The sequence below is a fragment of the Allobosea rubneri genome (assembly GCF_032464875.1).
In the GTDB taxonomy this organism is placed as follows: Bacteria; Pseudomonadota; Alphaproteobacteria; order Rhizobiales; family Beijerinckiaceae; genus Allobosea; species Allobosea rubneri.
Window position 1 is genome coordinate 43,604 of record NZ_JAWDID010000004.1, and the last position, 21,045, is coordinate 64,648.

Sequence of the window (21,045 nt, forward strand, 5' to 3'; positions counted from 1 at the left end):
AGCGCGCGCTGAACCGTGCGGACCGCACTCAGGCCGGAACGTAGCTCAGCCTGACCACGTCCTCGCCCATCGGCTCGCTGGCCACGAGACGGAGCGGCGGCCGCGCCCCGGCAAAGAACGGCTTGCCACGCCCCAGCACGGCCGGGTGGAAATAGAGCCGGTACTCGTCGATCAGGCCGAGCTCGGTCAGGCCTTGCGCCAGTTCCGGCCCTGAAACGGCGATCTCCCCGGCAAACCGCGCCTTCAGGTCACGGACCACCGCGGCGAGGTCCCCCGCGACGAGCGTCGCATTCGGGCCCACGGATTTCAGCGAGCGCGAGACCACCCATTTCGGCTGCTTCCGCCATGCCATTGCGAAGTCGCGCCGCGCCGCATCCCAGGCAGGATCGTCCTCGTCCCAATACCGCATCGTCTCGTACATGCGGCGGCCGTAGATGCTGGCGGCCAGGCGGCGCACATGCTCGGTCCAGTGGCGAAACAGCGCCGGGCCCACCTGCATCTCCGGATGGAGGTCGACATAACCGTCCAGGGACTGGTTCATGCCGAAAACGAGCTGCGCCACGGTGCTGGCCTCCCTTGGTTGCGTTCAGAGTAGAGCGAGGCGTGGTCACGCAAAAGTGACGCAGGAACGCCTGCCGCGCCATCGGCCTGTGCCCGGCAGCACCACGATCAGCCCGCCGACGCGGCGGCGAAGACCGCGAGCTGCGCCGCGAAGGCGCGCCGATATGCGGGCCTCGCCTCGCCGCGGGCGACATAGGCGGCAAGGTTCGGATGCTCCTCCAGCAGGCCCGAGCCGTGCAGCCGGCGCAGCACCGTCACCATCAGCAGGTCGCCGGCGCTGAAGGCGCCGTCGAGCCAGTCCGCCTCGCCGAGCCGCCTGGAGAGGTCGCCGAGCCGCTTGCGGATGATGCTCTCCAGGGCCTGCAGCCGCTGCTCGTACCAGGGCTGATCACGCTCGAGGATCGTCGCGAGAGAGCGGTCGAAGATCTGCGGCTCCATCGTGTTGAGCGCCGCGAACATCCAGGCGATCGCGCGCGAGCGGGCATTCGCGTCGCCCGGCAGAAGCCCGCCATGGCGCTCGGCGATATGCAGCACGATCGCCCCCGACTCGAACAGGGCAAGGTCGCCCTCCTCGAAGGTCGGGATCTGCCCGAAGGGCTGGAGCGACAGATGCAGGGGCTCGCGCATCGCCCTGAACGACAGGAATCGGACCTCATAGAGCTGACCGACCTCTTCCAGTGCCCAGCGCACGCGCATGTCGCGGGCGAGCCCCCTGCCACGGTCGGGCGAACGTTCGAAGGCGGTGATGATCGCGGTCATCGACAGGCTCCCGGTTGTTGCCTCGTGCTTTCAGGTGAGGCGCCCGCAGCCGCAGGACGAACGGCCGGGGCAGCTTCCGACAACCCGCCACAGCTTTTCGAGCGTGCGCCACCGTCATCTCGCGCCGCACAACTTTGCCTCTTCCTTCCGAAATTAACCTTCTGGTAAGAGGATGGGGATTCCTTGCCGGAGATGACGGACCGCCGCTTGAGGCAGCCCCGATCCCGTAATCAGGAGGTTGCCGCATGAAGCGGACCGAGATCGCTGCAAACGCTACCCGTCTCTCCGGCAAAAGCCGCCACGGTCGCAAGGCGATCCCGCTCCTGGTTTCACTGGCAGCTCCGGTCCTCGGTGCCTGCAGCATGACGCCGGTCGAAACCGCGTCGACCACGGCTCCGAGCACCGGGCCGAAGCAGAGCCACGAGATCCGCAAGCGCGCCATCGCGCTGGCCAAGGCCGATCCGCGCGAGAAGGAATGCCTCGTCCGCGCGATGTATTTCGAATCGAACCGCTCGAGCGAATCCGGCCTGCTCGGCGTCGGCACGGTGGTGATGAACCGGGTCGGCGCGCCGCGCTATCATGACACGATCTGCGGCGTCGTCGGCGCCCCCAAGCAGTTCGCCTCAGGCGTTCTGACCCGCCCGATGGTGGCCCGCGACCTTCCCAAGGCGGAGGCCGCCGCCGAAGCCATCCTTGCCGGCAAGCGCAACGAGGCCGTCGGCAACGCCAAGCATTTCCACATGGCGGGGCTGCGCTTCTCCTACCCCAACATGCATTACGTCACGGTGGCCGGCGGCAACGCCTTCTACGTCAAGGGCGAGCGCCCGGAGCGCCGCCGCATCGAGGAGCCGAGCTCGCAGGTCGCCGCGCTCTCCGAGCCCGCGCCGCTCGCCACCAGCGCCTCCTCGGCCTCGACCTCCTTCGCCAGCGCGCCGCTCGCCTTCGCCCCGGCCGCGCCGGCGCCCGCGATCGCCCTGGCCACAAGCTCGGCCTCCTATGTCGTCGCCAATGCGACGCTGCCGCCGAGCCGTCCCTACGATCTCGGCATGTCCCGCAAGCCCGCGCAGGCCTTCCTCACGCCGCCGAAGGGCGACGCCCGCATCGCGGCGTTGATGCCGCCCTCCCGCCCGCTGCGCGGCACCCTCGCGCAGGACTGACGGCTGCAGAGCCGCTAGCGGGCTGAGCCTTCGCGTCATGGTCGGGCTTCGCCCGACCATCCACCTCGTCCTTCGCGAAACGCGGTAGTCGACAGGTCGATGCTCGCCACGGGGGCGAGCATGACGGGTAGGCGATCTCAGCCGAACGCTCCGATCTCGTGCTGGATCGCGCCCGAGATCTCGCGCAGCAGCGCAAAGCACGCTCGCATCGGCTCGATCACGTCGCGATGCAGCGCCGCATAGGCGCCGCCCTCGCGCGGGCCTGCAGGCTCACCGAAATCGAGGCCGAGCGCCGGATCGGGATTGAGCGGGAAGATTTCGCCGAGCAGGACGAGCGCCCCGGCCATGTCGAGTCGCAGGATGCGTTCGAGCAGGAGCTCGCGCGTCACGCCGGCATGCGGCCGGAAATCCGGGATATGCGTCGCCGACAGCCAGATCCGGTGCAATAGCGCGAGCCGCAGCGTATGCAGCGCGACCAGCCGCACCGGCATCGCCGGCGGCTCGCCCGCCGCCTCCTTCAGCTTCAGCCGGTCGGAGGCGAAGCGCCAGAACAGCCGCCGCAGCGCCGGAGCGAGATCGAGCCGCGCCAGCGCCTCGGCGACGGCGAGCAGCTCGTCGCGCCGCCCCTCCCTCTCCGTGCGCCGCGCCCGGTCGAACCAGGAACCGGCATCGAGCGTGTCGAGATAGGCGCGCAGGACGTCGAGATCGCTGTTCGCCATGGCATGGGCCGCAAGGCGATAGGCCCGGCCGAAGCGCTCGGAACTCTCGCGCATGCTCGCGAACAGCTCCGGCGCCCGCCCCGCCGCCTGGCCGATGCCGTGCACGCTGTTCGCCAGCCAGCCGAGTTGCTGCAGGATGGCGTTGTTCGGGATGGCCCGCAACTCGCGCGGATGGCGGATCAGCGTCGGCCCGCCGGCATCGCTCTGCCGTGCCGCCGGGCGCGAGCCGGTCTTGTCGAGCAAGGACGGACCGAAGGTGCCGATCAGCGCCGCATAGCCGGGATCGTCGACGAGATGGGTCATCTCCTCGCGCACGGTCTGGAAGAACTCGGTGGCGAAATCCGGCTCGGCATAGATCGGATCGTCGTCGCCCGCCGTCGGATCGGCGAACACCGCCTCGGCGATACGCGCGACCGTCGCCCCGGCGAGCCCCGTGGTGCCGAACAGCAGGTAGCCGTCGCTGCCCTGGAAGCTGGTCTCGCGAGTGACCTTGACGCCGGCTTTCGCAAAAGCCCGCCGCGGCCATTCCGGATCGAGATAGGCGAGCCGGTCTTTGAGGCTGTCGGGATGGGCGCCGCGCCCGGCCGACTCGCCATGGGTGTCGAAGATGACGAGCTTGATCTCGGTGAGCCCATAGCGCTGCAGCAATTCGAGGATGCGGCTGCGCAGCCGCTCGACCCAGAAGGTCGCCGCGACCTGGCCGATATAGCGGCCGGAATCGGAATAGCCGAACTGGACGCAGAGCCTGCCATGGCGCTTGAGATAATCGCGCCAATGCGGGCTGCGCAGCGCCTCGTCGATGATGCGCGGCCCCTGCTCCAGCGCATCGGAGGTCTCGAACAGCGGCGAGATCTCGACGAGATCGGCGATGCCGAAGCGCTTCGCCAGGTAGAGCGCCGAGAGCAGCGTATAGCCGGTCTCGGTCTCGGCGATCAGGAAGCGCACCGGCCGCGAGCCGTCGACATGCTTCACGATCTGCGCCACCATCATCATCATCCGCGCCGCCGAGGCGCGCTCGACCGCGAGCGCGCCGAAGTCGACCGGCGTCGGCGTCGCCCTGGCGAGCGCCTGGTTCGCGGCGGCGAGGAAGGCGCGCCTTTGCGCCGGCTGGGCCGGGTCCTCGTCGAGCGGGATCACGCCGCGCATCGCATTGTGAAGCTGCGAGGCGTTGAGCCGGAAATGCGGCAGCGCGATCGAGACGCCATGGGCGATGACGCCGGCCCGCGCCAGCACCAGCGCTTCCGCCGTCGGCTCGTCCTCGGCCAGCACGATCGCCTTGTCGAGCGCCGCCAGCAGCTTTGATGATTCCGGCAAAGCCGCCTCGCGCTCGCCGACCAGCGACAGCGAGAAGGCCTGCAAGGCCGCGATCTCGGGCTTGCTATTCAGGGGCGGGCATAGCGCGAGCTGCCGCTCGACCGCCGCGAGCGCAGCCTCGACCAGCGCCCTCACCTCGGTGGCCGCCGGCGCTTCCGGCAGCTTCTCCAGCAGGCGGAAGAACTGGCCGCGCTTCGATTCCAGCCGGTAGCGCAGCGTGTCCCACCAGCCGATATCGGTGCGCCCGTCGGTGTCTGAGCCGACCCAGGAGGCGAGCTGCAGGGCGCGCGGCCTGAGCTCGCGCCAGCGCTGCGGCCAGCGCGCCCGGGCCTCGGCGAGGAAGGCGGCGTTCAGCCGGTCGATCGCGTCGCGGGCGTTGCGCACCGCAAAGCGCGCCTGCTCGAACTCGTCCTGCAGGGTGATCGCCGCATCCGGCCGGAAGGAGAGATCGGCCGACCTCAGCACAGCCGCCTCGCCTTCGTTCGAGGCCAGTTCGGCCAGCGCATGCGCCACCGCCCGGCTCATGCCGAAGGTCGGATGCGCGGTAAAGACGGCCGCGAAGCGCACGCGGGCCAGCGCCGCGCCATAGGCCTCGAAGGGCTGGGCCGAAGCGCTCGCTTCCTCGCCGACGCGCCGCGCCAGCGCCGCATAGGCTTCCGCCTCTTCACGCTCCAGCCCGACATAGGAGGCGACGCGCGCCGCCCGGTCGGCGAGCGCGGCGCGGCCGAGCTGGCGGATCAGCGCCGCGGTGTCGGCGAGCGTCACCTCGCCGCGATCCATCTTGCGGGTCAGCCAGAGCGTGACGCGTAAGACCGGATTGCCGAACGGGTCCTCGCGCGCATCCGAGCGCGCCTGCACGATCGCAGCCGACAATTCGCTCGCCAGTACCGATGGCGACAATTCCTCCGCAGCCACGCCGCTCTCCGTCTTTTTAAATCGTTTGATGAGGCGGCTCGCAGGTGAGCAGGATTCCAATTCTACCGCAACCGCGAAAAGCGTTGCGGCACCGCAGCAGCGGCTGCCGCGAGGCGCAGGAACCTCGACGCAAAACCCCTCTCCTGGAAGGAGAGGGGCAGGGGTGAGGTGTCCGGGAGGGATATCGTGAGCCTGCCCCCGACTAGGCGGTGGGCGCAGCGCGGGCTGGTCAAACCTCGCACACCTCACCCGCCCTCTCCTTCCAGGAGAGGGTTCCCCGCGCCTCTCCCTCGCGCGCAGCGGTCGCCACCGGGGACAACCCGCCAAACAATCCCCGCCCCGAAAACCGCGCTTATGCTTCTCCCCGTCCCGCCCGAACCGAGGGGGCTTCGCGAGGCATCATGAGGCCGGGCGGGAGAGCGGTCTTCGTGGCGAAAGGGCCTTGCGAGCCCGAGCGAGCGCGCTCCGCAAAGGTGTGATCCACCTTTGCGGCCGGCCTGCCCGTTCCACCGCGGAGGGGTTTTCGTCGATGGGAGAGGCCCTCCCAGTCCTGCCGGACGTAACCAGACGACGAAGACACCATAGAGAACCGCGGCGCGGGACCGGGAGGCGGCCAATGGCGCTGCTTCGACAGAAGACATCGACATTCGGCACGCAGCCGTCGACTGCGACGCCGCCCGGCCCGCGCCCTCCCTCGGATGGCGTTCCCCTCAGACCCCCGCGGTGGAAGCCGGCGAGGCAGGCGCAGCTTCGTCCGCTTCCTCCCTCAGGACGAAAGCCGTCGGAAAGCGACCTCGCCCGGATGCGAAAGAGATCTCGCATCCCAGCCACCATGCGGCACGGCATCATGCAGAACGCGGCACAACGACATGCGAATGCTTGTGAATGCCTATTGCAGGCCCCGGAATTTGGTGCGAACATCGCGGAATTACAGTAAAGGATCGCAACTTGCGCGCCTATGCCCTCTGCCTGTTCTTGGCTCTCCTCCCCACATCGACGCTCGCTTCCGACATCGTCGCGCTCGGCGCCAGCAATACGCTGGGGCGCGGCAAGGGAGCGGGCCATGGCGGCGTCGAACGCTCCCAGGCCTATCCGGCGCAGCTCCAGTCGATGCTGAGCCAGCAGGGCTGCAAGGTCCGCGTCGTCAATGCCGGTGTCGCCGGCGACACGCCCTCCGGCATGGCGGCTCGCCTGCCGAAGCTGCTGACCAGGCAGACCAGGGTCGTGATCCTGCAGCCGGGCGGCAACGACAGCGGCCCGGACCGGGCCAATGCGATCGCGCAGATCGAGCGCACTCTGTCCGACCGCAAGATCGCCCTGGTGATGCTCGATCGCCCCGGCCAGCTCGCCCGCGCCTATCAATTGCGGACGGCCTGCATTTCAGCGCCGAGGGCCACACCGCCTTCGCCAGCTTCCTGCTGCCGAAGGTGGTGGCGGCCGGAGCCTGCTCCTGACGGCTGCGACGAGCGGGAGCCGGCCGGACGCATCGCGCACCGGCCAGGCTCACGCTTGCGCAAGACACGTTTGACCAAGGCACGATTGAGCAAGGACCGCCGGTCGTCCCGGGCGACCGCAGGCAGACCCGGGCCCCATGCCTGAACCTCCTGCGGAAAGGCTCAGGCATGGATCCCGGATCGGCGCCGCTTCGCGGCTTGTCCAGGATGCCCCCGGGTTGCATCAGGAAGGACAACCCACCGACTGCCCACGCCCGAGCCCCCATGAGACGAAGCAGCCCGCCCCGCCTGCCCGCGCCCTATCTCCGGCGCATCTGGCTCGACCGCGAAGCGGTGCCGGAGCCTGAGGCCTATCCCTGGTGCCTGCCCTTCTTGCGAGAGGACTTCGAGCTGTCCTTCGACCGGGCGATCACCATTATCGTCGGCGAGAACGGCACCGGAAAATCGACGCTCCTCGAAGGCATCGCGGCGCTTGCCGGCTATGACGAGGCCGGCGGCGGCAAGGGCTATCGCCCGGTCGACCATGCCGAAGCCGTCGAGGCGATGGGCGGCCGGCTCGCGGGCGCACTGAAGGCGAGCTGGCTGCCGAAGGTCACCGATGGCTGGTTCTTCCGGGCCGAGAGCTTCTTCTCGGTGGCGCGCTATCTCGACAGCGCCGCCCGCAGTTCCGGCCATGCCCCGCCCGATTTCCTCTCCCATTCGCATGGCGAGGGCTTTCTGCGCTTCTTCGAGGAGCGCTGCCAGCGCCGCGGCATCTTCATCTTCGACGAGCCGGAATCGGCGCTCTCCCCGGCCCGCCAGATCGAGTTCCTGAAACTGCTTGATCGCATGGACCGGCTCGGCCAATGCCAGGTGATCATGGCGACGCACGCCCCGATCCTGATGGCCTATCCCGGCGCCCGCCTGCTCGGCCTGACCAAATACGGGCTCGATCCCGTGACGATCGAACAGACCCAGCATTTCCGGATCATGCGCGAGTTCTGCACGGACCCGGCGACGTTCGTGGAGACGATGATGGAGGAGTGAGGGCCGAACGCGTGTGAGTTGGACTGATCGCTTTCAGAGGCCCCACGCCCGCTGCTCGACTGCATCCGTCGGCCATGTACATCAGAACCACCATTCGATTACACCATGGCGCCAAAGAGTGGCATAAAATCAGAACGATATTGAAGCCAAGCCAACTGAGCAAATATTCCGCTCAAAATCTCTCTCGCTACATCCTCACTGCGCTGCGTTCGCTGTTCAATATACCTGAGCAATTCATCCTTGCTATTCTTCGCGGCATCTCTCAGGCGGCTTCCTTGTAGCGTCCTATCGTACCGGCGTGCGATGCTTCCAATTCGAAGCTGATTGTCGGCGCATCGCTCGCGCAGCCTCTGCTCGAAGACCGCTTGATTTCCGGAGATATAGTTCATCAGCCCTACTTCCGGTGTAAATGGGAGAAATGCGATATCATGTTCTAGGCGTTGGAATTTTGCTAATTGCGAGTGATTGTTTCCTTGCCGCCAAGTCAGCAGGGTTTCACTTGAGACATCCTCGTCCAGGATAGCTTTTTGGACGACACGATCGGGCAGAACGGACCGGTTACGGTCGAGGAATGCAACGACTTCTTTAAACCCACCGACTGGAATAATCTTGGTTGTTGGACGCTCTGTCGGATCTTGGAAGCGCTCGTTGGCAAACATTTCAAAAAAAGCGGTCAGGACGTCACGAGCAAAGACATCTTCCACATACAACATGATATCAGGAAGAGTTTCTTCGTCCGCAGCGATATTTCCAATTGCATAAGTTGGGTAGCACCCTACGATAGGCTTCGTCTCTCCATCGTCTTGCTTATCCAAATATATAATCTGTCTACGATTGATTGTCTTTAGAAGAGTAACAGAATGCGTTGAAAATATAACTGTAAGAGATTTCAATCGAGCTTGAGCCTCAAGATACCGAAGCAACTTCACTTGCGCTCTAGGATGAAGAGCCATCTCCAATTCATCCACAATAATCATACTATTATTACTAACCTGAGAAAGAATACGCAACAGCTTTAATACACACAATTCTCCAAGACTAAAATGCTTCTCTGAATGATACGCAATTGGAGAACCACCAAGAGAGAGCACAAAAGCCTCATTTCCAGTGCCACGCGCAAGATTTATAGTCCGAAGCATCGAAAATTTTTCTGTATCAAATATATCATTCGCAGCATCAATAATAACTGAGCTTGCAGAACGAATATGTCGAGTATCAAAATCCTCGGGCCTAGGAGTAATTCTTTCGGCGCTCGCACCAATGTAGATTACAGAGGCATAACCGAATCTTTCAAAAAGATTAGCATTGCTACGCGGACGTGGCGTCCAGCGTTCCCCACGATAGGCATATTCCACTGCCGCGCCATTAATTTCGTAGGTTACAGAACCTTCAGAATGATTATCCAAACGGCTCGAACGAAGAGACGACGCAAAATGCACCGGAAACGCATTTGGGTGCCCAATCCTGCGAAGGCACGCTAGCAGTGATGTCTTGCCCGCCCCATTCCCTGCAGTGAGTAGCCAAACGCCACGATCCGGTATCACGAAATGCAACTTTTTGATGTTTCGTAGATCATTAATTCTAATAATACCAGGCATTTGGCGACTTCCCCCGATTTTTCAATGCCGTTATATATTGAGTACAGTGCCTCTTCCGGGCACCGGTCCAACCCGCCAGATTCGCTCCTACACTGCCGGCGCGGCTCGCTTGCCTAGCGCATATTGTTCAACAAAAGAAACAGCACTGCCGCGACCTCTTGCGGTCAGATCGCGCGTCGCAGCCCGTTCGCGGGAGTATTCTTTGGCTTTTTTCCATTCTCTCAAGTGCTACACAGCAAGCGCCTGCAACCGCAGACTCCCCCGCGCGGCAATGCTAAAACCGCCTCACCAGCCTCCACCTCCCGCGAGTCCCCGCCTTGCCCAGCTCCCTCTCCTCCGCCCGCCTTCAGGACGCCGTCGCCTTTGCGCAGGCGCATGACTCGCCCTGGCCGCGCAGCATGTTCTATCCGGACGGCGCCTATGTCGGGAATCGCGAATGGGACGAGAAGGGTCCCTGGACCGAGATCGTCGGCCCGGTCGAGCCGCGCGGCGGGCCGGCCGGCATCGTGCTGAAGGGCGGCAGGGTCGCCGCCGAATGGGGCGATGTCGAGCGCGCCGACATGACCTTCTCGATCGCCAAGAGCTATCTTTCGGTGCTGGCCGGCCTCGCCGTCGCCGACGGGCTGATCGCCGATATCGACGAGCCCGTCGGCAAGAGCGTCGACGGGCCGCATTTCGCCAGCCCGCACAATGCAAAAATCACCTGGCGCCATCTGCTCAACATGAACAGCGAATGGCAGGGCGAGATTTTTGGCAAGTCCGACCAGGTCGACCATTTCCGGCAGATCGGCGTCGGCGCCGACAACAGCCGGAAAGGCCAGCGCCGCGAACTCGGCGCGCCCGGCAGCCTCTACGAGTACAACGACGTCCGGGTGAACGCGCTCGGCTATGCGCTGCTGCGTCGCTTCGGCCGGCCGCTGCCTGAGGTGCTGCGCGAGCGCATCATGGACCCGATCGGCGCATCGACGGGCTGGCGCTGGGAGGGCTATGAGACCTCCTGGGTCGAGATCGACGGTGAGCGCATGCAGTCGGTTCCCGGCGGCGGCCATTGGGGCGGCGGCCTGTTCATCAGCGCTCGCGACCATGCCCGCTTCGGCCAGCTCGTCGCACAGAAGGGCGTCTGGGACGGCCGCGAGCTGATCCCCTCCGCCTGGCTCGAACAGTCGCTCGTGCCCTCGCCGACCCTGGCGAATTACGGCTTCCTCTGGTGGCTCAACGCCAACCCGAAGCTGCCGGCGGGCAGTTTCAGCGCGCAGGGCGCCGGCAACAACCTGATCTGGATCGACCCCGAGCACGACCTCGTCGCCGTGCTGCGCTGGATCGACAAGGCGGCGATCGACGGCTTCCTGGAGCGGCTCGTCGCGGCCGTGGAGTGAGACGGCCGCGGAGCCTCGACGCAGAACCCCTCTCCCGCAAGGAGAGGGGCAGGGGTGAGGTGTTCGGAAGCTGAATTGTTGGCCTGAACCCGACCGCGCTGGCGGCGCTCGCATCACTGGTCCAATGGCCTACACCTCACCCTGCCCTCTCCTTCCAGGAGAGGGTTCCCCGCGCCCGTGATCCGCCGGCGGAGCATGACGTTGCGTCCATGCATTCAGCGAGCAGCGCCCTCGCCTGCCCGCCCTTGCCGCTCGCCCCGCCCCCGCGCATAGAGCCGGCATTCTTCGCCCGAAAGCCGCCGCGTGACCAAGACCATCCCCCTCGCCTCGCGGCCCGCCTTCGGCCTCGCCTGCGGCCTGCTCTGCGCCGTGATCTGGGGCGTGCAATCGGTGGTCTCGCGCCAGTCGGTCGCCGACGGGCTCTCGGCCGGGGACGTCACCATCCTGCGCTTCCTCGCGGCCTCGCTGGTGATGCTGCCCTTCGCGCTGAAGCGGCTGAAGCCCTTCCCGGTCGGCAGGCTCGGCTGGAAGCGGGCGCTGGTGCTGACCGGCCTGGTCGGGCCGGCCTACAGCCTGATTCTGGTCGGCGGCGCCCATTTCGCGCCGGCGCTGCATTCCTCTGTGATCTCGCCGGGCCTGATCCCGGTCTGCACCGCGATTCTCGCCTGGTTCGTGCTCGGCGAGCGCGCCGGCAAGGCCCGGCTCATCGGCCTTAGCCTGCTCGTGCTCGGCATCGCCGTCTTCGCCTTCGAGGCCCTGTCCAACACGCCGACGCGCGCGGGCGCCTGGATCGGCGACCTGCTCTTCGTGCTGATCGCGCTGCTCTGGTCGGTGTTCGGCGTGCTCTGCCGGCGCTGGGGCGCGGATGCGGTCGAGGTCACCATGGCGACCTGCCTCTTATCGCTCCTGCTGCTGCCCCTGCTCGCGCTCGTGCAGCCCGTCAACCTGATGCAGGTGCCGCTCTCGGCCGTCGCGCTGCAGGCCTTCTACCAGGGCGTGCTGGTCGGCGCGCTGGCGCTGTTCCTCTACACCCAGTCGGTCGCGACGCTCGGTGCCGGCGGCGCGGCGCTGTTCCTGCCGCTGGTCCCGGCGGTCACCGCCATCGCCAGCTTCTTCCTGCTCGGCGAGAAGGCCTCGGCGCAGGAGATCGCCGGCATGGCCATCGCCATCACCGGCATGGTCGTGGCGCTCAGGGCTCCGAGCGCGGGCTGATCTCAGCCCTTATGCCCCTTGGCGATCGGCTCGACATAGGACAGGGCCATATCCCAGGGGAAATAGATCCAGGTGTCCTGGCTGACCTCGGTGACGAAGGTGTCGACCACCGGCACGCCCGCCGGCTTGGCATAGACCGTGGCGAAATGCGCGTTCGGCAGCATCTCGCGCACGACGCGGGCGGTCTTGCCGGTGTCGGTGAGGTCGTCGACGACGAGGACGCCCTTGCCCTTGCCGTCGCCGATGGCGCGGATCGAGGGCGCGATCTCCTTCATCACCTTGAGCTCGGTCTGGTTCTTGTAGTCGTGATAGCTCGCGACGCAGACCGTCTCGATCATCCGCAGGCCGAGCTCCCGGCAGATGATCGCCGCCGGCACCAGCCCGCCGCGGGTAATGCAGACCATCGCCTCGAACGGGCCGGCATCGGCCAGGCGCCAGGCGAGCGCCCGGGCGTCGCGATGGAACTGGTCCCAGGAAACGGGGAAAGCCTTGTTGGTCGGTTCGGCCATGGCGGGGCGGTCCTGCGGAAAACGTGGCTGGTTTTTCCGCAAAGCGCATCCGGCCGGCGCGCGCAAGAGCAAACCGGTCGCTTGTCCCCGCTGCGATGGCCACAGCGGGGTGCGATCCCTGCCGGCCGGGATTGCTGACCCGGCCGCTCGGGGCCTTTAGAACTCCGCCCAGCCGTCGGCGCCGCCGCTGCCGACCCGCACCGCGGTGCGGGCCAGCGGCCTCGCCGCCGGGGCCGCCGCGGGTTTCGCAGCCGGCAGCATGGCGCGCAGATTCGCCGCCATCTCGTCGGCCGGGCTGCGGGCGCCGAGCCGAAACGCGCCGACCAGCCCCGCCAGCGCCTGCGTCTCGCCCTGCAATTCGCGCGAGAGCCGGGAGCTCGCATCGGCCATCATCGAATTCTGCTGGGTCATCTCGTCCATATGCGCGACGGTCCGCGCCATCTCGTCGACGCCATTGGCCTGCTCGACCGCGGCGCTGGAGATGTCGGCGATGGTACCGGCGACCCGTGTCGCGGCGCTGACGATCTCCTCCAGCGTCTTGCCGGCCTGCTGTACCAGCTTCACGCCGGAGCGGACCTGCTCGCTCGAATTGCCGATCAGCTCCTTGATCCCGTTGGCGGATTCGCTCGAACGCTTGGCCAGCGCCCGGACCTCGGAAGCGACCACCGCAAAGCCCCGGCCGGCATCGCCGGCGCGGGCCGCCTCGACGGCAGCATTGAGCGCGAGCAGATTGGTCTGGAACGAGATCTCGTCGATCATCGAGATGATGTCGGCGATCGCGGTCGAGGCCTGCTCGATCCGGCCCATCGCCGTGACCGCATCAGCGACGATCGCGCCGCCGCGCGAGGCGACGGTCTTAGCCTCGTCGCCGAGCGCCGCCGCCTGCCGCGAATTGCCGGCGCTGGTCTTGATCGAGGCCGCGAGCTCCTCGGTGGTCGCCGCGGTCTGCTGCAGGCTCGATGCCTGCGCCTCGGTCCGCTCGGCGAGGTTGACGCTCTCCGAGGCGATCCGGTCGGCGGCGGCCGCGACCTTTCCGGAAATCCCGCCGACGGCGCCGATCACCTGCGCCATATTGTCGAGGAGTTCGTTGATGCCGTTGCAGAGATCGGCGACCTCGCCCTCCTTGCCCGCCATCGGAACGCGCTGGGTCAGGTCGCGGTCCTTCGCCCGGCCGATCACGGCCTGCGCCTCCGCCACCGCCTGGGCGAGCTGGCGCGCCGCCTTCTGCTCGCTGATGTCGGTGGCGTATTTCACCACCTTGGTCGGCTGCCCCTTGGCGTCGAAGATCGGATTGTAGCTCGCCTGGATCCAGACCTCCCTGCCGCCCTTGCCAAGGCGCAGATACTGGCCGGCATCGTATTCGCCGCGGCCGAGCTTCTGCCAGAAGGCGCGATACTCCGGCGAATTGCGATAGGCCGGCTCGCAGAACATGCCGTGATGCTGGCCCTTGATCTCGGCGAGCGAATAGCCGGTGACGGCAAGGAAGTTCTCGTTGGCGTCGAGGATCGTACCGTCGAGCGAGAACTCGATCACCGCCATCGCCTTGCGGATCGCCCCGAGCTGCCCGGCCATGTCGGCCTCGCGGTTCTTCTGCGCGGTGATCACAGTCGCGAACTTGATTACCTTCACCGGCTTGCCGCCGGCATCGAGGACCGGGTTGTAGCTTGCCTCGATCCAGAGTTCGCTGCCATCGGCCGCCATCCGCAGGAATTGGCTGGCCTGGTATTCGCCGCGCGCCAGCTTCGCCCAGAACTCCTTGTAATCGGAACTGGCCGCCTCCTCCTTCGTCACGAACATGCTGTGGTGGCGCCCGCGCACCTGCTCCAGCGTGTATCCGACCGCGGCAAGGAAGTTCTCGTTGGCGTCGAGAATGGTTCCGTCCAGCTTGAATGAAATCACCGCCATCGAGCGGCTGAGCGCCGCCATCTCACCTTCGAGCTCGCGGCGCGAAGCGCCGCCCATGAATGGATTTAGCCGCATGCCCGTCCCCTTGCATTCAGCACCGCGGACCCCGATCCGCGAAAATAGAGGATAGACGACGACCGTTTACGGGCAGCTAAGGGGCTCGAAAATCAACGCAATAACCAAATCGTGATCGAACAAATACTTCAGAATGCAAAGTAAATATAACACCAAACGCAAACCGAGACGAAACCAACTATAAAATACAACGAGACTTCACCGCACCGCTGACATGGTCGCTATAAAGACAATCGCGCATCAAGCGAGAGAATTGCAGGTTTTAAAGACTTTAAACAACACGCAAACATGCGCGCCAGCCGACACAAGATCGCCTTATACGTTAACGGGGGAGACCATTCCCCTGCGCAACCGGCAACTGTTCCGGCCTGCGTCGTTCGCGGGAGTTCAGCCCTTCAGCCGGGCGCGCTCCGTCACGACCATCGCCTGTACCGCCGCGACAGCCTGCATCAGCTTTTCCGGATCGCGCGAGCGCACGACGAGATTGGTGTCCGGCCCGGTCTCCGACCAGAACGGATAGGAGCCGATCGCGGTATCGGGATGGGCGGCGGCGATCGCCGCAAGCGGCGTTCCGATATCTCCCTCGCGCAGCCCGGCGCGCACCGTCTCGGAGAGGATCTTGACGCCGGTCTTCAGGGTCGGCGCGACGACGTCGAGCATGGCCTGCATGATCGCCGGCACCCCGGCCATGACGTGGACATTGCCGATGCGGAAGCCCGGCGCCTTAGACACCGAATTGGCGATCAGGTCGGCACCTGCAGGGATGCGCGTCATCCGCATCCGGGCCTCGTTGAGCTGGTCGGGGGGGAACCGCTCGGACAGCATGGCGACGGCGCGCGGGTCGTAGTCGATCGAAACCCCGAAGGCGCAGGCGACGGCATCGGCCGTGATGTCGTCATGCGTCGGGCCGATGCCTCCCGTGGTGAAGACATAGGTATAGCGCGAGCGGATCGCGTTCAGCGCCGAGACGATCTCGTCCATCAGGTCCGGCACGACCCGGACCTCGCGCAGCTCGATGCCGATATTGGTCAGGAACTCGGCGATGTAGCCGATATTCTTGTCCTTGGTGCGCCCCGACAGGATCTCGTCGCCGATGACCAGGATCGCGGCGGTGACCGGTGGCTCGAAAGCCTTGTTCGATGGCGCGCTCATGGCAGACTCCTTCAGTATCGAAGCGGAGAATGGCGCCGCCTGCGCGGCCATGAGCTAAGCGCCTTGCGCCCGGCCACTCAAGCGCCGTTCGGGACGGAACCGCCATGCGCGGAAAGGTGGATCAGGACGCCTTGCGCTCGTAGACGAGGTTGAGCCGGGTCTGGGCCAGCAGGCGGTACCCCTTGGCCTCCAGCAGGGCGGGAAGATCGACCTGCCAGCGGGCGCGCGAATCCTCGATGATGATGAAGCCGGGCCAAAGCGCCTCGGGCGCATCCCGCAGGAAGGGCTCGAGGATCAGGTCCTCGGCGCCCTCGACATCGAGCTTGATCGCATCGAGCTTCTCGTAGCCCTCACTCTGCATCAGCGCGAGCAGCGTCGTCGCCGGCACGCGCACCGAGGTCGAGGTGCTGGAGCGCAGGAGACGAACGCTCGATTCCCCCTTGTTGGCGGGATCGAGGAAGAGCGTCAGCTCGCCCGGCTTGTCGGCAAGCGCGCAGGCGACCGCCTTGACCGTGCCGAACGGATTGCGGGCGATGTTGTAGGTCAGCCGTGCGAAGATCTCCGGCTGCGGTTCGACGGCGAGGATGCGGGCCCGGCGCCCTGCCCTGGCGGCGACGAACAGCGAATAGGCCCCGATATTGGCGCCGATATCGATGAAGCAGAAGCCCTCGCCGATCCGCGCCGCGAGCAGCTCGCGCTCCTGCGCATCGAAATATTGCGGCGTGAACAGCACGCGCTTCTCGCAGACATTGCCGTCCGGATAGAGGCGCATCTGGGCGCCCAGCGCCTCGATGTCGACCGGCCGCCCCTTCAGGGTCCTGAGGCCGAGCCGACGCAGCGCGAAGGCGAACTTGCGTCCGAGAAAGGAGCCGGAGGCGCGGCGGGTGCGCGCGATGATCCGCGCAACCAGCCCCTGCGGCGCAAAGGTTCCGTAGGGCTGTTCCTCGCCCGACTGAATGTCATTAATTGCCATTGGCGCGCTGTACACGGCAAACCCGCCTGGCGCCAGCATTACCGCGGCGACCCGCCAGCTTGCACCCTTGGCCAAACCCAATAGATAAGGGTGTCAAGGAGCCCCTTTCGACATGACCCTCGATGAATCGATCGCGCGCGTGAGACGCGAAGCCGCCATCAAGCTGCACGGCGCCGAGGCCTTTCACGGCATGCGCAAGGCCGGGCGCCTGGTCGCGCAGGGCCTCGACATGCTCGCCGACGAGGTCCGGCCCGGCGTGACGACGCAGCGCCTCGACGACCTCGCCTTCCAGTTCGCCATGGACAACGGCGCCTATCCGGCGACCTTGTTCTATCGCGGCTACACCAAGTCGATCTGCACCTCGATCAATCACGTCGTCTGTCACGGCATTCCCGACGACAAGCCGTTGCGCGAAGGCGACATCGTCAACATCGACTACACGCTGATCCTCGATGGCTGGCACGGCGATTCCAGCCGGATGTTCGGCGTCGGCGACATTCCGCGCAAGGCCGAGAGGCTGATCGAGATCACCTATGAGAGCCTGCTGCGCGGCATCGCCGCCGTGCGCCCGGGTGCGACCACCGGCGATATCGGCTTCGCGATCCAGCGCTATGCCGAGGGCGAGCGCTGCTCGGTGGTCCGCGACTTCTGCGGCCACGGCCTCGGCGAGGTCTTCCACGACGCGCCTAACATCCTGCACTATGGCAGCCCCGGCGAAGGCGCCGAGCTGAAGCCCGGCATGCTCTTCACCATCGAGCCGATGATCAATCTCGGCAAGGCGAGCGTGAAGGTGCTCTCCGATGGCTGGACCGCCGTGACGCGCGACCGCTCGCTCTCGGCCCAGTTCGAGCACACGGTCGGCGTCACCGACGATGGCTGCGAAATCTTCACGCTCTCGCCGGCCGGCCGCGACAACCCGCTCGCGCCGCGATAGCGCCCAGGGGCGCGGCCCTGCCGCATTGGCCGGACGCTCCGGCTACAGCCCCAGCGTTGTCTCGAAGGTGCGCGCGAACCGTTTCGTCGCGACCTCGCGCGCATGCAGCTCGTCATACCATTCGTCGGGTTTCACCGCCTTGCGCAGGTCGACATAGACGATGGCGCCGTTCGAGCTGTCGGCGAACTGCTTCAGCCTGATATTGAAGGCGTCGAGCATGACCTTGACGATCGCCCGGCAAAGATCGGCCTTGTGGACGGGATCGAGCCCCAGGAACTCCTCCATCGTCCGGCCGAGCCAGGCGCCGTTCTTCTGCGGCAGGACGCAGGCATAGCCATGGACCACGAGTTTGGTCGCGGGCGAGGTCCGTTTCACGATCGCGGCGATCTTGCGATAGAGCGCCATGACGCGGTCGAGGGCGTCGACGAAGGCATCCTTGACGTACCAGGCCGCATCGCCCGGCGCGGGATGGCCGACATCGTATTGCCGCACGAAATCCTGGATGCGCCCGCCGCCGACGATGTCGTTGCCGCCGCCCGAGAACAGGAAATGCTTGAAAGCCTTCGTCTTCAGCGGCTCGACGAACTGGGCTGACGCAACCATGTCCTCGAGCGTGTCGCCCCATTGCGCGAGCGTGACGATCTTGTGCCGTTCGCCGAGGAAGTCGACCAGGGTGCGTGGATAGACCAGCGGCAGGTCAAACCATGAATCGCCCTCGGCCAGGATGGTCGCGCCGGCCGCGGCGGCTGCCACCGCGCCCTTCGGCGTGGTCGCCTTGTGCGCGAAGGCACCGGCGGTCGCGGCCCGCAAGGGGTCAAGAATGTCGATATCGCGCGCCAGCGCGGTCGCCATGGCATTGGCGGATTGCGCGAGGCCGGCGGTGTCGACGGTCCGGCTGTTCAGCTTGAGCCCCGGCAGGAAGGGCGAGCCTGCCGCAGGGTCGATGACGAAATAGCGCTTGGCCTCCTCTCGAGAGAGCTCGCCGTTCTGGACCTGCGCCACGAGACGCGACAGCAGAAGCTTCCTTGCCATTGCCCGCCCTCTGGTATTGCTTTGGGAAAAGCCAACCAGACGTTGCGTCACGTGTCAAAAAAATTGCAGGACAATAAAATCGACAATCAGGAGCCGCACCATCTCGGCCATCGCGAGCGGCTGCGCCAGCGCTTCCTCGAAGGCGGCGACGGCGCCCTGCCCGATTACGAGCTGCTCGAATTGCTGCTCTTCCGCTCAATCCCGCAGCGCGACGTCAAGCCTCTGGCGAAGCAGCTGATCCAGCATTTCGGCTCCTTCGCCGAGGTGATCGGCGCGCCGGTCTCGCGGCTGACCGAGGTCAAGGGCATCGGCGAGAGCGTCGCGCTCGATCTCAAGATCGTCGAGGCGGCGCTGAAGCGGGCGATGAAGGGCCAGGTCGCCAAGAAGCCGGTACTGTCCTCCTGGTCTTCGGTGATCGACTACTGCCGGCTCGCCATGGCCTTCGCCGAGCGCGAGCAGTTCCGCATCCTCTTCCTCGACAAGAAGAACGCGCTGATCGCCGACGAGGTGCAGCAGACCGGCACCGTCGATCATACGCCGGTCTACCCCCGCGAGGTAATGCGCCGGGCGTTGGAACTCTCGGCTACGGCCTTGATTTTAGTGCACAATCATCCATCCGGCGACCCGACGCCGTCCGGCGCCGACATGCGCATGACCCGCGAGCTCGTCGACATCGCCAAGCCGCTCGGCATCGCCATCCACGACCACATCATCGTCGGCCGCGACGGCCATGCCAGCTTCAAGGGGCTCGGGCTGATCTGAGTGGAACGTTCCGCTCCCGGCAGGGTTGAACGACGGCGCGCGCATTCTGCCCAAGAAACAGGCAAGCCTCGCCAAAGTGCTTGGCAACAGGCCCCTTTCCGAACGGCTTCGAATGCGCATAGGCTACCTGAAACAGGGGAAGAAGCCTGCATGCCGGCGTTCGATGAGATGACGGGGGGAGAAGGCGGATTGCGTTCGGCCTATGCCGAGCTCGACCGCTGGTTGAAGGAAGCGCCGCCGGAAGTGCTGGCCCTGCGCCGCTCGCAGGCCGAGCTGTTCTTCCGACGCATCGGCATCACCTTCGCCGTCTACGGCGACGAGGAATCGACCGAGCGGCTGATCCCCTTCGACATCATCCCGCGCGTTCTGACCAAGCCGGAATGGACCAAGCTGGAAAAGGGGCTGCGCCAGCGCGTCACCGCGCTCAACATGTTCCTCGCCGATGTCTATGGCCCGAAGGAATGCCTGAAGGCCGGCATCATCCCGGCCGACCTCGTCTATCGCAATGCCTGCTACCAGCTGCAGATGGTCGATTTCCAGGTGCCGCACGGCATCTACTGCCATATCGCCGGCATCGACATCGTCCGCGTCGACGCCGACACCTTCTACGTGCTGGAGGACAATGCCCGCACGCCGTCCGGCGTCTCCTACATGATGGAGAACCGCGAGGTGATGCTGCGACTCTTCCCGGAGCTGTTCGCGACCCACCGCGTCGCGCCGGTCGACAACTATCCGGACCAGTTGCTCGCGACCTTGCGCTCCGTCGCGCCGCGCACCGCCTCCTCCGACCCGACGATCTGCCTGCTGACGCCGGGCCAGTACAATTCGGCCTTCTACGAGCACTCGTTTTTGGCCGACAAGCTCGGCGTCGAGCTGGTCGAGGGCTCGGACCTGCTGGTCAAGGACGACGTCGTCTACATGCGCACGACGCAAGGACCGAAGCGCGTCGACGTGATCTACCGGCGCATCGACGATGATTTCATCGACCCCCTGGTCTTCCGCGGCGATTCCGTGCTCGGCGTGCCCGGCATCATCGGCGCCTACAAGGCCGGCAACGTCACGCTGGCCAATGCGGTCGGCACCGGCGTCGCCGACGACAAGGCGGTCTACAGCTACATGCCCGAGATCGTGAAGTTCTTCACCGGCGAGGAGCCGATCCTGAAGAACGTCCCGACCCATCGCTGCCGCGAGCCCGAGGCCAACGCCTATGTGCTCGACAATCTCGAGAAGCTGGTGGTCAAGGAGGTCAACGGCTCCGGTGGCTACGGCATGCTCGTCGGCCCCCATGCCAGCAAGGCCCAGATCGAGACCTTCCGGCAGAAGCTGAAGCTCCAGCCCGAGGGCTTCATCGCCCAGCCGACGCTGGCGCTCTCGACCTGCCCGACCTTCGTCGCGTCGGGCGTCGCGCCTCGCCATGTCGACCTCAGGCCCTACGTGCTCTCGGGCGCCAACGGCATCTCCTGCGTCCCCGGCGGGCTCACCCGTGTCGCGCTGCAGGAGGGCTCGCTGGTGGTCAATTCGAGCCAGGGCGGCGGCACCAAGGACACCTGGGTGCTCGACGCATGAGGCAGCCTGATTTCACCTCTCCCCGCCTCTCCCCGGAAACCCGGAC

General features: G+C 65.9%; 17 protein-coding genes. 8 read left to right on the forward strand and 9 right to left on the reverse strand.

What is annotated here, in order from left to right:
• Positions 1-28: 28 nt before the first annotated feature.
• Together RKE40_RS04285 and RKE40_RS04290 are read right to left on the reverse strand one after the other, a co-directional pair.
• A complete protein-coding gene (locus RKE40_RS04285; protein WP_316016999.1) occupies positions 29-562 on the reverse strand; it encodes a dihydrofolate reductase family protein in 534 nt (177 codons plus the stop codon).
• Positions 563-669: 107 nt separating this feature from the next.
• A complete protein-coding gene (locus RKE40_RS04290) occupies positions 670-1,320 on the reverse strand; it encodes a glutathione S-transferase family protein (protein ID WP_316017000.1) in 651 nt (216 codons plus the stop codon).
• 245 nt (positions 1,321-1,565) lie between these two features.
• On the opposite strand from RKE40_RS04290, the gene RKE40_RS04295 reads away from it, so the two are divergent.
• Entirely contained in the window at positions 1,566-2,477 is a 912-nt protein-coding gene (locus RKE40_RS04295; protein WP_316017001.1) for a cell wall hydrolase, read from the forward strand.
• A gap of 137 nt (positions 2,478-2,614) precedes the next feature.
• On the opposite strand, the gene RKE40_RS04300 is transcribed toward RKE40_RS04295, so the two are convergent.
• Complete coding sequence (locus RKE40_RS04300; RefSeq protein ID WP_316017117.1) at positions 2,615-5,290, reverse strand: phosphoenolpyruvate carboxylase; 2,676 nt, start codon at positions 5,288-5,290, stop codon at positions 2,615-2,617.
• Between the two features lie 1,083 nt (positions 5,291-6,373).
• Between RKE40_RS04300 and RKE40_RS04305 the strand changes: the two genes are divergently transcribed.
• Together RKE40_RS04305 and RKE40_RS04310 are read left to right on the forward strand one after the other, a co-directional pair.
• Positions 6,374-7,024 (forward strand): GDSL-type esterase/lipase family protein, encoded by a 651-nt coding sequence (locus RKE40_RS04305; protein WP_316017002.1) that lies wholly within the window; start codon positions 6,374-6,376, stop codon positions 7,022-7,024.
• A 119-nt stretch (positions 7,025-7,143) separates the two neighbouring features.
• Positions 7,144-7,905, forward strand: a complete 762-nt coding sequence (locus tag RKE40_RS04310) for an AAA family ATPase (protein WP_316017003.1) — start codon at positions 7,144-7,146, stop codon at positions 7,903-7,905.
• Between the two features lie 98 nt (positions 7,906-8,003).
• Here RKE40_RS04310 and RKE40_RS04315 read toward each other — a convergent pair whose 3' ends face one another.
• Positions 8,004-9,503 (reverse strand): AAA family ATPase, encoded by a 1,500-nt coding sequence (locus RKE40_RS04315; RefSeq protein ID WP_316017004.1) that lies wholly within the window; start codon positions 9,501-9,503, stop codon positions 8,004-8,006.
• A 317-nt stretch (positions 9,504-9,820) separates the two neighbouring features.
• On the opposite strand from RKE40_RS04315, the gene RKE40_RS04320 reads away from it, so the two are divergent.
• Positions 9,821-10,879 (forward strand): serine hydrolase domain-containing protein, encoded by a 1,059-nt coding sequence (locus RKE40_RS04320; protein ID WP_316017005.1) that lies wholly within the window; start codon positions 9,821-9,823, stop codon positions 10,877-10,879.
• Between the two features lie 303 nt (positions 10,880-11,182).
• Positions 11,183-12,091, forward strand: a complete 909-nt coding sequence (locus RKE40_RS04325; protein WP_316017006.1) for a DMT family transporter — start codon at positions 11,183-11,185, stop codon at positions 12,089-12,091.
• Between the two features lie 2 nt (positions 12,092-12,093).
• On the opposite strand, the gene gpt is transcribed toward RKE40_RS04325, so the two are convergent.
• From gpt to RKE40_RS04345, 4 genes are all read right to left on the reverse strand, one after another.
• Positions 12,094-12,600, reverse strand: a complete 507-nt coding sequence (gene gpt / locus RKE40_RS04330; protein ID WP_316017007.1) for a xanthine phosphoribosyltransferase — start codon at positions 12,598-12,600, stop codon at positions 12,094-12,096.
• A gap of 156 nt (positions 12,601-12,756) precedes the next feature.
• On the reverse strand, positions 12,757-14,580 hold the full coding sequence (locus RKE40_RS04335) for a methyl-accepting chemotaxis protein (protein WP_316017008.1): 1,824 nt from the start codon (positions 14,578-14,580) through the stop codon (positions 12,757-12,759).
• A 387-nt stretch (positions 14,581-14,967) separates the two neighbouring features.
• Entirely contained in the window at positions 14,968-15,732 is a 765-nt protein-coding gene (locus RKE40_RS04340; protein ID WP_316017009.1) for a competence/damage-inducible protein A, read from the reverse strand.
• A gap of 121 nt (positions 15,733-15,853) precedes the next feature.
• Positions 15,854-16,705 carry an FkbM family methyltransferase gene (locus RKE40_RS04345; protein WP_316017010.1) on the reverse strand — a complete coding sequence of 284 codons (852 nt, stop codon included), beginning with the start codon at positions 16,703-16,705 and terminating at the stop codon, positions 15,854-15,856.
• A gap of 112 nt (positions 16,706-16,817) precedes the next feature.
• Between RKE40_RS04345 and map the strand changes: the two genes are divergently transcribed.
• Positions 16,818-17,639 carry a type I methionyl aminopeptidase gene (map, locus tag RKE40_RS04350; protein WP_316017011.1) on the forward strand — a complete coding sequence of 274 codons (822 nt, stop codon included), beginning with the start codon at positions 16,818-16,820 and terminating at the stop codon, positions 17,637-17,639.
• Positions 17,640-17,681: 42 nt separating this feature from the next.
• Here the strand turns inward: map and RKE40_RS04355 are convergent, their stop codons facing one another.
• Positions 17,682-18,671: a hypothetical protein gene (locus RKE40_RS04355; RefSeq protein ID WP_316017012.1), complete on the reverse strand. Its 990-nt coding sequence runs from the start codon at positions 18,669-18,671 to the stop codon at positions 17,682-17,684.
• Positions 18,672-18,722: 51 nt separating this feature from the next.
• Between RKE40_RS04355 and radC the strand changes: the two genes are divergently transcribed.
• Positions 18,723-19,433, forward strand: coding sequence for a RadC family protein (gene radC / locus RKE40_RS04360; protein WP_390893223.1), 711 nt, complete (start codon positions 18,723-18,725; stop codon positions 19,431-19,433).
• Between the two features lie 150 nt (positions 19,434-19,583).
• Entirely contained in the window at positions 19,584-20,999 is a 1,416-nt protein-coding gene (locus RKE40_RS04365) for a circularly permuted type 2 ATP-grasp protein (protein ID WP_316017014.1), read from the forward strand.
• The last annotated feature ends 46 nt before the right edge of the window (positions 21,000-21,045 follow it).